Consider the following 12,815-nt stretch of genomic DNA (forward strand, 5'->3'; position numbering starts at 1 on the left):
ACGGGGTAATGCTTTTAACTGGCCTGCTTCCTGTTGGAAGCGGGGCGCATCATATCAAATGAGACGCCCCTGTAAAGCATTCCTTTAGGGAAATGAAGCTGTTTGCCTGCTTTTTATCCGTAAAGGCGTAAAGCTAATCAATTCATTTTCCGAAGGATTAAAGAATAATCGTTCTGTTGCCGTACACAAAGACGCGCTGGGCAAGTACCTGATACAGCGCACGGCTCAGTACGTTCTTCTCAACGTCACGGCCAGCACGCATCATATCTTCTGCCGTGTAGGTGTGATCCACGTGAATTACGTCCTGCATGATGATTGGGCCTTCGTCCAGATTGTCATTCACGTAGTGCGCGGTTGCGCCAATGATCTTCACCCCACGCTCGTATGCCTGGTGATACGGACGCGCGCCAATAAAGGCGGGCAGGAAGGAGTGGTGGATGTTGATAATCTTGTTCGGGAAGCGCGCCACGAAGGATGGCGTCAGCACGCGCATATATTTCGCCAGCACCACGTAGTCCGGGTTATGCGCTTCAATCGCAGCAGCCATCAGGTTGTCGTGCTCTTCACGGGTATGGCCTTCGTGACTGACCAGTTCAAACGGAATGTCGAAACGTTCAACCAGCGTACGCAGCGTCTCGTGGTTGCCAATGACGGCGGCAATTTCGACGTCCAGGCCACCGTAGTTGGCTTTCATCAGCAGATCGCCCAGGCAGTGCGCCTCTTTGGTGACCAGAATGACAATGCGGCGACGGCCTGCCGGGTTAAGCTCACGCACCGAGCCTTCCGGCAGGGCGCTGTCCAGATCGGCAAGCAGGGTTGTGTCGTTGAAAATGCCTTCCAGTTCGGTACGCATAAAGAAGCGACCGGTACGGTGGTCAACGAACTCGTTGTTCTGCACGATATTCAGTTCATGCTTGTAGCAAATGTTGGTAATTCGTGCGATCAGCCCTTTTTGATCGGGACAGATAGTGCGCAGAACTTTACGTTGTAATGATTGCATCGCCGGGAAATCCTGTTTATGTATTTGCGAAGTCTGAGTTGTCAGGCATTACTGCCGCAACACTTTTTAAATTTTTTTCCTGAACCACAGGGGCAGGGATCGTTACGACCGAATTGCGGACGTGTGCCGTCAATATAATACCATTGCCCGCTGTCCTTTAAGAACCGTGAGCGTTCAATGATGGCGCCGGGTTTGTTTTGTTCGCTAAAGCGGGCGACAAAACTGACATAGCCCTCGTTGGCATCGCGGCCGGGAGCGGCTTCAAAGATGGTGAGGCCCAGCCAGACGGTGTTGGCAAAACCAGCTTCAATCTCTTGGCGAAAATCGGCAGCATGGCAGGACGGATGCCAGGTTTTAATCAGGTAGTCTGCGTTTTTGATCACAAAAGCAGTATACCGCGAGCGCATAAGGTGTGACGGGTCTGGTGCAACCTGCTCGCCAGAAAGATATCGCTGGCAACATAGGCTATACTCCAGAGCGCTACCACAGGGGCAGAGTTGAGACACGATTCTCTTCCTGGAACAAAAAATAAGGCGTTAAACGCTTAAGGTAGCAATATGTTAACTGAGCAGGTGCGTTGACGCTATGTCGGGAATCCAGGGGAAGTAAAACAGGGCTAATGAGAAAGGTAAAAATTGGACTGGCGTTGGGCTCAGGTGCAGCCCGGGGTTGGTCACATATTGGCGTTATCAATACCTTAAACCAGATGGGGATTGACGTTGATATTGTCGCAGGATGTTCTATCGGGTCGCTGGTCGGATCCGCGTACGCCTGCGGTAAGCTCCCGGAGCTTGAAAGCTGGGTGCGCTCCTTCAGTTACTGGGATGTGCTGCGCCTGATGGATCTCTCCTGGCAGCGTGGCGGCCTGCTGCGCGGCGAACGCGTGTTCAATCAGTTTCGCAAGATAATGCCCCTCGCTGACTTCAGCCACTGCCAAATGCCTTTCGGGGCCGTCGCAACCAACCTCAGTACGGGCAGGGAGTTATGGCTCACCGAAGGGGATATTCATCTCGCCGTTCGTGCATCCTGTAGTATGCCTGGATTAATGGCGCCTGTGCCTCACAATGGCTACTGGCTCGTTGACGGTGGCGTAGTGAATCCTGTCCCTGTCTCTCTGACGCGCGCCATGGGGGCGGATATCGTCATTGCCGTGGATTTACAGCACGATGCTCACCTCATGCAGCAGGATTTGATGCCGGTTAATCTTCAGAGCGATGACGCGGAAGAAGAGAAACTTGCCTGGCATGCGCGTTTACGCGGCAGAATAGGGCGCCTGGCTGCCCGTCGCGCGGTGACCGCGCCGAACGCCATTGAAATCATGACGACCTCTATTCAAATTCTTGAGAATCGCCTGAAGCGAAACCGTATGGCTGGCGATCCTCCGGATATTCTTATTCAACCCTATTGTCCACAAATCTCTACCCTTGATTTCCACCGGGCTGAGGCCGCCATAGCAGCGGGCTCGTTAGCCGTCGAAAAGAAAATAGATGAACTGTTGCCTTTTGTGCGTACAGCACGTTGAGCACTTTTTTGATTACTTCAGCAAAATCTGACAGGCGATAGTACCAATAGCATGCCACTATTGAGTAACTGTCAGCCAGGGGAGGAACCATGACACAGCCATTGGCCGGAAAACATATTTTGATAGTTGAAGACGAGCCCGTTTTCCGATCGCTACTGGATTCGTGGTTATCCTCACTGGGTGCAACCACGTCCCTCGCCGAAGATGGCGTCGAGGCACTGGAAAAAATGGCCAGCATGGCGCCGGATCTGATGATCTGCGATCTCGAGATGCCGCGCATGGACGGATTAATGCTGGTGGAAAACCTGCGTAATGAAGGTTATCAGACACCGATACTGGTGATCTCGGCCACCGAAAATATGGCGGATATAGCTAAGGCGTTGCGTTTAGGAGTGCAGGATATCCTGCTCAAACCGGTTAAAGATTTAAACCGTCTGCGTGAAACGGTGTTGGCCTGCCTGTATCCCAATATGTTCAATTCCCGGGTGGAAGAAAAAGAACGTCTTTTCCAGGACTGGGATGCTTTAGTCAGTAATCCGCTCGCGGCCGCGAAGCTGCTTCAGGAACTTCAGCCGCCGGTGCAGCAAAATATCTCTCATTGCAGAGTAAATTATCGCCAGCTGGTAGCGGCTGACCAGCCTGGACTGGTACTGGATATTGCGCCGCTCTCGGATTCCGACCTCGCTTTTTATTGCCTGGATGTTACCCGAGCGGGAGATAACGGCGTTCTGGCGGCCTTATTACTCCGGGCGCTGTTTAATGGATTGCTACAGGAACAATTATCCCATCAGGGGCAACGACTTCCTGAGTTAGGCAGTTTACTAAAACAGGTCAACCAACTTTTTCGCCAGGCCAATTTGCCGGGGCAGTTCCCGCTTCTGGTTGGCTATTATCACAGCGGGTTGAATAACCTTATTCTGGTATCTGCGGGTTTAAATGCCACACTGAATACTGGCGAACACCATATTCAGGTGAGTAACGGCGTGCCGTTGGGTACGCTGGGAAATACTTACCTTAATCAAATTAGCCATCGCTGCACCTCCTGGCAGTGCCAAATTTGGGGTGCCGGAGGGCGGTTGCGCTTAATGTTGTCCACGGAGTAAGCAGTCAGATTTTATTTTTCAGATTGCTTTACCTGTGTTTTTGCTGGCAGTGCTACTATCGCTGCAAGTTTCATGCGTATTTGTCTTAATTGATCGGCAACGCGTTCTTTTCAGACCCGTATTAGTGGCTGAGACGGTATACTCAACGCGTTATTCAATGCATAAAAGTTCAAAACTTGAACAGTTCAGGAGAATTTCAATGGCTGCCCTTAATTCGAAAGTCAGAAAGGCCGTTATCCCGGTGGCGGGATTGGGTACCAGGATGTTGCCAGCGACGAAGGCAATCCCAAAAGAGATGCTGCCTCTGGTTGATAAGCCATTAATCCAGTATGTCGTGAATGAATGTATTGCAGCAGGTATCACCGAAATTGTGCTGGTGACGCATTCATCTAAAAACTCTATCGAAAACCATTTCGATACCAGTTTCGAACTCGAAGCAATGCTGGAAAAACGCGTTAAGCGCCAGCTGCTGGAGGAAGTGCAGTCTATTTGCCCTCCACACGTTACCATTATGCAGGTTCGTCAGGGCCTGGCGAAAGGCCTGGGGCACGCAGTATTGTGCGCACACCCGGTAGTGGGTGATGAGCCGGTCGCGGTTATCCTGCCTGACGTAATTCTTGATGAGTACGAGTCCGATCTTTCCCAGGAAAACCTGGCGGAAATGATTAAACGCTTCGACGAAACCGGCAGCAGCCAGATTATGGTTGAGCCCGTCGACGACGTGACCGCTTACGGTGTGGTTGACTGCAAAGGCGTTGACCTGCAACCTGGCGAAAGCGTACCGATGGTTGGCGTTGTTGAAAAACCTAAAGCGGACGTCGCGCCGTCTAACCTTGCTGTCGTTGGCCGTTACGTACTGAGCGCTGAAATTTGGGCGCTGCTGGCGAAAACGCCTCCGGGTGCGGGCGATGAAATCCAGCTGACGGATGCTATCGATATGCTCATCGAGAAAGAGACCGTGGAAGCCTACCATATGAAAGGTAAGAGCCATGACTGCGGGAATAAGCTCGGTTATATGCAGGCATTCGTCGAATATGGTATTCGCCATAACAGCCTGGGTGAAGAATTTAAAGCCTGGCTCAAAGGTAGCGTGGGTATTAAGTAATAAACTCACCAGCCTGTGAACAAGACCGGTGTGGCGATGCCCACCGGTTTTTTTATGCCTGTCACTCTGTAATTGGTGGGGGATTGTCAAGGACGTTAAATAGTAAGCCTCGCAATATGACAGAATGTAAGGAGATGTTCGGGCTAATATTACAGGCATAAAAAATCCCGCACAGGGCGGGATTTTTCAGATTCTTTCCAGATTAATCCTTGATCAGGAAGTCATCCAGTTGTTTACCTTGTTCGTCCATTGCTTTCTTGATTACAGCAGGAGTACGACCCTGGCCGGTCCAGGTTTTCTCTTCGCCGTTCTCATCGATGTAGCTATATTTAGCAGGACGTGCCGCGCGTTTTGCTTTGGTACCGGTTTTAGCCGCAGCCATGCTGTTCAGCAATTCGTTTGGATCGATACCATCGGCAATCAGCATTTCGCGATACTGTTGCAGTTTACGTGTACGTTCTTCGATTTCAGCCGCAGCTGCGCTTTCTTCTTCACGACGTTCGTTAACTACAACTTCTAATTTTTCGAGCATTTCTTCAAGCGTCTCAAGGGTACATTCTCTTGCCTGCGCACGAAGAGTACGGATGTTGTTCAGAATTTTAAGTGCTTCGCTCATTGTAGTAATCTCAAACTTATAATGGGGGTGGGTTTGTTGTCCTAATAATAGAGCCTTAATTTCACTTGTGCAATAGGTGGGAATGTAAGGAATTCAAAAAATACAAAATAAACGACGCTATTATTAATTACGCTAACTTAAATTTCATTGTTTGTTGGGTCTGCGAGATATCGTTTCAAACGGCAAAAGCGCGTCATTTGCATGTTTGTTTTGTGACTTTTACCTCAGGAATTATAGTTGCGGTTGATAAATATCAGCCTTTTGTATTACCCCGCGTAAGCGCAGCGAAGCCAGGAATAGTTAATAAATAGTGAATTTTAATGAACGAAGAAGACACTATAAAAAGAAGTGTTATCTCTGGTTGCGGGCTCACCTTATTGTCAGTGTTTAATGTCATTACTGCCTGTTTTAACGCATTATTTTGCGCTATTTGCGAAGGGTTTACGCAGGCATGACAGGCTGGAGTGTGCACCGCGCCGCTGATGACGGTACAAAATATGGTACAATGATCCATCGGGAATATTACACATTGATTAGGGTTCTTCGGCCAATGGCACAACTTTATTTCTACTATTCGGCAATGAATGCAGGGAAATCGACGGCGTTACTGCAATCCTCATACAATTATCAGGAGCGAGGGATGCGTACCGTTGTTTATACCGCCGAAATCGACGATCGTTTTGGGGCAGGGAAGGTAAGCTCAAGAATAGGGCTCTCGTCGCCTGCAAGGCTGTTTAACCCTGAAACAGACCTGCTGGAGGACATTCGTGCCGAGCATGCCTCTAAGCCTGTCCATTGCGTGCTGGTGGATGAAAGCCAGTTCCTGACCCGCGAGCAGGTCCATGCGCTTTCAGAGGTCGTTGATGAGCTGGATATTCCCGTTCTTTGCTATGGATTACGTACCGATTTTCGTGGGGAGTTATTTGCCGGGAGCCAGTATCTGCTCGCCTGGTCGGATAAGCTGGTTGAACTGAAAACGATCTGCTTTTGTGGCCGCAAGGCAAGTATGGTTCTTCGCCTGGACCAGTCGGGTAAACCCTATGCTGATGGCGAGCAGGTGGTGATAGGAGGCAATGAACGTTATGTCTCGGTCTGCCGCAAGCATTATAAAGAGGCGCTGGCTGTAGGCTCGCTGACGGCGTTACAGGGCGACAATCGAAAATAATAAGAATGTTTCACGTATCCTCAGATATAAAAAAACCCGCCAGCGGCGGGTTTTTTGTCACACTGTCAATCAAGCGTTTTTCTTCGCTTTCTTGTCAGCCTTTACAACTGCGGGGATTTCAACTTTTACGGCTGCGACATCGCTTTCAGTGAAGTTACGACCGTAATAAGTATCCAGCAGGATCTGTTTCAGTTCGGAAATCAGTGGGTAGCGCGGGTTAGCACCAGTACACTGGTCATCGAATGCATCTTCAGACAGCTTATCTACGTGAGCGAGGAAGTCAGCTTCCTGAACGCCTGCTTCGCGGATAGATTTAGGAATACCCAGTTCCGCCTTCAGACTTTCCAGCCATGCCAGCAGTTTCTCGATCTTCGCGGCAGTACGGTCGCCCGGTGCGCTCAGACCCAGGTGATCTGCGATTTCAGCATAACGACGGCGCGCCTGTGGACGGTCGTACTGGCTGAAGGCAGTCTGCTTGGTTGGGTTGTCGTTGGCGTTATAGCGGATAACGTTGCTGATCAACAGGGCGTTCGCCAGACCGTGAGGAATGTGGAACTGTGAACCCAGCTTGTGCGCCATGGAGTGACAGACACCCAGGAAGGCGTTAGCAAACGCGATGCCCGCGATGGTTGCCGCACTGTGTACACGTTCACGCGCTACAGGGTTTTTCGAACCTTCGTTGTAAGAAGCTGGCAGGTTTTCTTTCAGCAGTTTCAGCGCCTGCAAAGCCTGACCGTCAGAGAACTCAGAAGCCAGTACGGAAACGTAAGCTTCCAGAGCGTGAGTTACCGCATCTAGACCACCGAATGCACACAGTGATTTCGGCATTTCCATGACCAGGTTGGCGTCAACGATAGCCATATCTGGCGTCAGTGCGTAGTCAGCCAGCGGGTACTTCTGACCGGTTGCGTCATCAGTCACAACGGCAAATGGCGTCACTTCTGAACCGGTACCGGAAGTGGTGGTGACGGCGATCATTTTCGCTTTCACGCCCATTTTCGGGAACTTGTAGATACGTTTACGGATATCCATAAAGCGCAGCGCCAGTTCTTCGAAGTGAGTTTCCGGATGCTCGTACATCACCCACATAATTTTCGCGGCGTCCATTGGGGAACCGCCACCCAGCGCGATGATCACATCAGGTTTGAAGGAGTTCGCCAGTTCAGCGCCTTTACGTACAACGCTCAGGGTTGGGTCAGCTTCAACTTCAAAGAAGACTTCAGTTTCGACGCCAGCCGCTTTCAGAACAGAGGTGATCTGGTCTGCATAGCCATTGTTGAACAGGAAACGGTCGGTCACGATGAGCGCACGTTTGTGGCCATCAGTAATCACTTCATCCAGCGCGATTGGCAGAGAGCCGCGGCGGAAGTAGATAGATTTCGGAAGTTTGTGCCACAACATGTTTTCAGCTCGCTTAGCAACGGTTTTCTTGTTGATCAGGTGTTTTGGACCAACGTTTTCAGAGATGGAGTTACCACCCCAGGAACCACAACCCAGAGTCAGGGAAGGTGCGAGTTTGAAGTTGTACAGGTCACCGATACCACCCTGAGAAGCAGGGGTGTTGATCAGGATACGTGCTGTCTTCATCTTCTGACCGAAGTAAGCAACACGCTCAGGCTGGTTATCCTGGTCGGTGTACAGGCAAGAGGTGTGGCCGATACCGCCCATCGCCACCAGTTTCTCTGCTTTTTCTACCGCGTCATCGAAATCTTTCGCACGGTACATTGCCAGCGTCGGGGAGAGTTTCTCGTGAGCAAACGGCTCACTTTCATCGACGACTTTCACTTCACCAATCAGAATCTTGGTGGTAGCAGGGACGCTAAAGCCAGCGAGTTCAGCGATTTTATACGCTGGCTGACCTACGATAGCCGCGTTCAGCGCGCCATTTTTCAGAATTACGTCCTGAACAGCTTTCAGTTCTTTACCTTGTAACAGGTAGCCGCCGTGGCTGGCGAAACGTTCACGAACGGCGTCGTATACCGAATCAACCACGACAACTGACTGTTCAGATGCGCAGATAACGCCGTTATCGAAGGTTTTAGACATCAGCACAGAAGCAACTGCACGCTTGATATCTGCCGTTTCGTCGATCACAACAGGGGTATTACCCGCGCCTACGCCGATGGCTGGTTTACCGGAGCTGTACGCTGCTTTAACCATACCAGGACCACCGGTCGCCAGAATCAGGTTAATGTCCGGGTGATGCATCAGGGCGTTGGACAGTTCAACAGAAGGTTGGTCGATCCAGCCGATCAGATCTTTTGGCGCACCCGCCGCAATGGCAGCCTGAAGCACGATATCTGCCGCTTTGTTGGTAGCGTCCTTCGCACGTGGATGCGGGGAGAAAATGATTGCGTTACGTGTCTTCAGGCTGATGAGAGATTTGAAAATGGCGGTAGAGGTTGGGTTAGTGGTTGGAACGATACCGCAAATGATGCCGATCGGTTCTGCGATGGTGATGGTGCCGAAAGTATCGTCTTCTGACAGCACACCGCAGGTTTTCTCATCTTTATAGGCGTTGTAGATATACTCTGAAGCAAAGTGGTTTTTGATCACTTTATCTTCAACGATACCCATGCCGGATTCGGCAACGGCCATTTTAGCGAGAGGGATTCGAGCATCAGCAGCAGCCAGAGCGGCCGCGCGGAAGATTTTATCAACCTGTTCTTGGGTGAAATTGGCATATTCACGCTGGGCTTTTTTCACGCGCTCGACGAGGGCGTTCAGTTCAGCGATATTGGTAACAGCCATAATGCTCTCCTGATAATGTTTAAACTCTTTTAGTAAACCAGCGCTCGATACGTCTGACAGTATAGTCAGAGCCGATCCCACTTGCGTAACACACAGTAAAACAAAGGATTACTCACTGCTCCAGCTCACTAATTTACTAAAAGAGCCTTACCTTAGCATCATACCTTTTTGATAGGTGATCTCCCTGGCGGCGTAACCAAGATTACTCACTTCTGAGTACGAAAATTATGATCGAGATCAATTTTGTCCTAAGCTGATACCTTTCAGCAGGGTTATTTTGTGCTAATTATTCTACTGTTAAATAATTAAGTAACTATTGGAAGCGGCGATATCATTGATTACACAAATGTTTAACATCATGAATTGATAACGTTTAAGAACAGATTTCTGGTGAAGTATGCGGCTAAAAAGCGTATCTTCAGCGCGGATTTATCATGACACGCAGTTTCTCCCTGGCCATGCTCAATTGCGGAGCTTAATGTGATTCAAACGCTCTTTGATTTCCCTACATATTTCAAGTTTTTTATCGGCTTGTTTGCTCTGGTTAACCCGGTAGGGATCATCCCTGTCTTCATCAGTATGACCAGCTATCAGACGGCTGCGGCACGAAATAAAACCAACCTGACGGCAAACCTGTCGGTGGCCATCATCTTGCTTACGTCTCTTTATCTCGGGGACGCCATTCTTCAGGTCTTCGGCATCTCGATTGATTCGTTCCGTATAGCAGGCGGGATCCTGGTGGTGACGATTGCCATGTCGATGATCAGCGGCAAGCTGGGGGAGGATAAACAGAACAAGCAGGAAAAATCAGAGACAGCTATCCGCGAGAGCATCGGGGTTGTGCCACTGGCACTGCCGCTGATGGCGGGCCCGGGGGCGATCAGCTCCACTATCGTCTGGGGAACGCGCTACCACAGCCTGATGCACCTGATTGGCTTTTCCGTCGCTATTGCGCTGTTCGCGCTGTGCTGCTGGGGCGTATTTCGTATGGCGCCATGGCTGGTTCGCTTGCTGGGACAAACGGGCATCAACGTGATTACCCGTATCATGGGTCTGTTGTTAATGGCGTTGGGCATCGAATTTATCGTTACCGGTATAAAAAGTATATTCCCCGGGTTAGTACACTGACTTTCATTTGAAAAAGCGGAGCCAGCGGCTCCGTTTTTTTACGTGATTATCTGCAAATCATATAAATAAAGTTGAAATAGGCGCCAGTCATAATAAGTTCTACTAATAACACTCTTTTGTTGTTTTTCAAGAGGTTGTTTATTTTCCTTTCCCCTTGCCGCGCATAAATCCCTCAAACCCTCTGTTATTTTACTCACATGATACTCTGGGGCTTGCTGACAGATAACCGAAATGATATTAGTAATTTCGACGCTGGCTCAGACGAATGTGCTAAATAATAATCAATTGTTAAATTTTCGTGAAAAGTCGTTCAGCTAAGCTATGTCGTCGCGTTTGCAGCAACAAAATTTCTTATCTGTATGAATTACATGTCTTTTTGTTGATTTCGGCGTAAGCCAGGGTTGGCGCCATAGTTATGCCAGCCATCGTAAAAGAGAAATGCTTAACAAATTTGCAAAATGTATTGGCGAGAGTTGGCACCATTTGGTACTTTCCGGCCTTATATTTTGCAGCATTAAACAAGTTGATGAGAACTATTTTCATATAGCCCTCACGTAAGATATCCAACGCATCTCTCTGACAGGGGAGAGGTGTAAAGAATCGACGCAAGACCGCCGTACGAGCGGTCAGTAATAATGAAGTCGGTGATAGCAAGAAGTAAAAAAAGAACCTGACAGTAGCAAAAAAAACTCCTGCGCTGTACAGGCCCCAACAGGGGATTACACAACTGGCGAAGGTCAGTCATTATAATGAGTGGAGTATCAACACAATGTCCATCATCACAAAAAAAAGTCTGGTAGCGGCGGGGATTTTAACTGCGCTAATCGCGGGCAACGCTGCAATGGCTGCGGACGTTCCTGCTGGTGTTCAGCTGGCTGAGAAGCAAACGCTGGTACGTAATAACGGTGCGGAAGTGCAGTCTCTTGATCCGCACAAAATTGAAGGTGTTCCAGAGTCTAACGTTAACCGCGATCTGTTTGAAGGTCTGCTGGTGACTGACGTAGACGGCCACCCGGCTCCGGGCGTGGCGGAGAAATGGGACAACAAAGATTTCAAAGTCTGGACCTTCCATCTGCGTAAAGATGCCAAATGGTCCGACGGTACGCCGGTTACCGCCGAAGATTTCGTCTATAGCTGGCAGCGTCTGGCGGATCCGAATACCGCCTCCCCGTATGCGAGTTACCTCCAGTATGGCCATATTGCCAATATCGATGACATCATCACGGGTAAAAAGCCTGTAACCGACCTTGGCGTAAAAGCCATTGATGCCAACACCTTTGAAGTGACGTTGAGCGAACCTGTTCCGTACTTCTATAAGCTGCTGGTTCACCCGTCCGTCTCCCCGGTACCAAAATCCGCAGTAGAAAAATTTGGTGAAAAATGGACGCAGCCTGCGAATATCGTGACCAACGGTGCATATAAGCTGAAGGACTGGGTCGTTAACGAACGTATGGTGCTGGAGCGCAACCCGCAGTATTGGGATAATGCGAAGACCGTTATCAATCAGGTCACCTACCTGCCAATCTCTTCTGAAGTGACGGACGTAAACCGCTACCGCAGCGGTGAAATCGACATGACCTACAACAACATGCCGATTGAACTGTTCCAGAAGCTGAAAAAAGAGATCCCGAAAGAAGTTCACGTCGATCCGTATCTGTGCACCTACTATTACGAAATTAACAACCAGAAAGCACCGTTCACCGACGTACGTGTTCGTACCGCACTGAAGCTGGCACTGGATCGCGACATTATCGTGAATAAAGTGAAGAATCAGGGCGACCTGCCGGCTTACAGCTACACCCCGCCTTACACCGACGGTATGAAGCTGGTTGAACCTGAATGGTTCAAATGGTCACAGGAAAAACGTAACGAAGAAGCGAAAAAACTGCTGGCTGAAGCTGGCTATACCGCCGACAAGCCGCTGACCTTTAGCCTGCTGTATAACACCTCCGATCTGCATAAAAAACTGGCTATCGCCGTCGCGTCAATCTGGAAGAAAAACCTCGGCGTGAACGTGAAGCTGGAAAACCAGGAATGGAAAACCTTCCTCGATACGCGCCACCAGGGAACCTTTGACGTGGCACGAGCAGGATGGTGTGCGGACTATAACGAACCGACCTCATTCCTGAACACCATGCTGAGCGACAGTTCGAACAACACCGCACATTATAAGAGCCCGGCGTTTGATAAGCTGATTGGCGAAACCCTGAAGGTGGCAGATGACGCCCAGCGCGCCGATCTGTACGCCAAATCAGAACAACAGCTCGATAAAGACTCTGCGATCGTTCCGGTTTACTACTACGTTAACGCCCGCCTGGTGAAACCATGGGTAGGGGGTTATACCGGTAAAGACCCGTTGGATAATATTTCCGTTAAGAATCTTTATATTATCAAGCATTAATGGCAATACGTGGGGCGAGCGAGC

At 49.7% G+C, this 12,815-nt stretch carries 10 protein-coding genes; 6 read left to right on the forward strand and 4 right to left on the reverse strand.

What is annotated here, in order from left to right:
* Window positions 1-157: 157 nt before the first annotated feature.
* Window positions 158-1,000 (reverse strand): formyltetrahydrofolate deformylase, encoded by an 843-nt coding sequence (gene purU, locus RHN82_RS20145; protein WP_003856715.1) that lies wholly within the window; start codon window positions 998-1,000, stop codon window positions 158-160.
* A 41-nt stretch (window positions 1,001-1,041) separates the two neighbouring features.
* Window positions 1,042-1,506, reverse strand: a complete 465-nt coding sequence (locus tag RHN82_RS20150; protein WP_047051572.1) for a YchJ family protein — start codon at window positions 1,504-1,506, stop codon at window positions 1,042-1,044.
* A gap of 113 nt (window positions 1,507-1,619) precedes the next feature.
* Here RHN82_RS20150 and rssA point away from each other — a divergent pair, with 113 nt between their 5' ends.
* From rssA to galU, 3 genes are all read left to right on the forward strand, one after another.
* Window positions 1,620-2,522: a patatin-like phospholipase RssA gene (gene rssA, locus RHN82_RS20155; RefSeq protein ID WP_003856719.1), complete on the forward strand. Its 903-nt coding sequence runs from the start codon at window positions 1,620-1,622 to the stop codon at window positions 2,520-2,522.
* 89 nt (window positions 2,523-2,611) lie between these two features.
* Window positions 2,612-3,625: a two-component system response regulator RssB gene (rssB, locus tag RHN82_RS20160; protein WP_047051570.1), complete on the forward strand. Its 1,014-nt coding sequence runs from the start codon at window positions 2,612-2,614 to the stop codon at window positions 3,623-3,625.
* A gap of 199 nt (window positions 3,626-3,824) precedes the next feature.
* Window positions 3,825-4,730, forward strand: coding sequence for a UTP--glucose-1-phosphate uridylyltransferase GalU (gene galU / locus RHN82_RS20165; RefSeq protein WP_003856723.1), 906 nt, complete (start codon window positions 3,825-3,827; stop codon window positions 4,728-4,730).
* A gap of 202 nt (window positions 4,731-4,932) precedes the next feature.
* Here galU and hns read toward each other — a convergent pair whose 3' ends face one another.
* Complete coding sequence (gene hns, locus RHN82_RS20170) at window positions 4,933-5,346, reverse strand: histone-like nucleoid-structuring protein H-NS (RefSeq protein ID WP_003856724.1); 414 nt, start codon at window positions 5,344-5,346, stop codon at window positions 4,933-4,935.
* A 550-nt stretch (window positions 5,347-5,896) separates the two neighbouring features.
* On the opposite strand from hns, the gene tdk reads away from it, so the two are divergent.
* Complete coding sequence (tdk, locus tag RHN82_RS20175; RefSeq protein ID WP_003856726.1) at window positions 5,897-6,511, forward strand: thymidine kinase; 615 nt, start codon at window positions 5,897-5,899, stop codon at window positions 6,509-6,511.
* Between the two features lie 69 nt (window positions 6,512-6,580).
* Here tdk and adhE read toward each other — a convergent pair whose 3' ends face one another.
* Window positions 6,581-9,262 carry a bifunctional acetaldehyde-CoA/alcohol dehydrogenase gene (adhE, locus tag RHN82_RS20180; RefSeq protein WP_003856730.1) on the reverse strand — a complete coding sequence of 894 codons (2,682 nt, stop codon included), beginning with the start codon at window positions 9,260-9,262 and terminating at the stop codon, window positions 6,581-6,583.
* 480 nt (window positions 9,263-9,742) lie between these two features.
* Between adhE and RHN82_RS20185 the strand changes: the two genes are divergently transcribed.
* Window positions 9,743-10,390, forward strand: a complete 648-nt coding sequence (locus RHN82_RS20185; RefSeq protein ID WP_017384236.1) for a YchE family NAAT transporter — start codon at window positions 9,743-9,745, stop codon at window positions 10,388-10,390.
* A 769-nt stretch (window positions 10,391-11,159) separates the two neighbouring features.
* On the forward strand, window positions 11,160-12,791 hold the full coding sequence (gene oppA / locus RHN82_RS20190) for an oligopeptide ABC transporter substrate-binding protein OppA (RefSeq protein ID WP_003856736.1): 1,632 nt from the start codon (window positions 11,160-11,162) through the stop codon (window positions 12,789-12,791).
* The last annotated feature ends 24 nt before the right edge of the window (window positions 12,792-12,815 follow it).

Source organism: Enterobacter cloacae complex sp. EB5, from assembly GCF_031432835.1.
In the GTDB taxonomy this organism is placed as follows: domain Bacteria; phylum Pseudomonadota; class Gammaproteobacteria; order Enterobacterales; family Enterobacteriaceae; genus Enterobacter; species Enterobacter hormaechei_C.

What these genes read in the sequence shown, in the direction of transcription:
- adhE (WP_003856730.1), bottom strand. Translation starts at nt 9,262, where the DNA reads ATGGCTGTTACCAATATCGCTGAACTGAACGCCCTCGTCGAGCGCGTG.
- purU (WP_003856715.1), bottom strand. Translation starts at nt 1,000, where the DNA reads ATGCAATCATTACAACGTAAAGTTCTGCGCACTATCTGTCCCGATCAA.
- rssB (WP_047051570.1), top strand. Translation starts at nt 2,612, where the DNA reads ATGACACAGCCATTGGCCGGAAAACATATTTTGATAGTTGAAGACGAG.
- rssA (WP_003856719.1), top strand. Translation starts at nt 1,620, where the DNA reads ATGAGAAAGGTAAAAATTGGACTGGCGTTGGGCTCAGGTGCAGCCCGG.
- oppA (WP_003856736.1), top strand. Translation starts at nt 11,160, where the DNA reads ATGTCCATCATCACAAAAAAAAGTCTGGTAGCGGCGGGGATTTTAACT.
- tdk (WP_003856726.1), top strand. Translation starts at nt 5,897, where the DNA reads ATGGCACAACTTTATTTCTACTATTCGGCAATGAATGCAGGGAAATCG.
- hns (WP_003856724.1), bottom strand. Translation starts at nt 5,346, where the DNA reads ATGAGCGAAGCACTTAAAATTCTGAACAACATCCGTACTCTTCGTGCG.
- galU (WP_003856723.1), top strand. Translation starts at nt 3,825, where the DNA reads ATGGCTGCCCTTAATTCGAAAGTCAGAAAGGCCGTTATCCCGGTGGCG.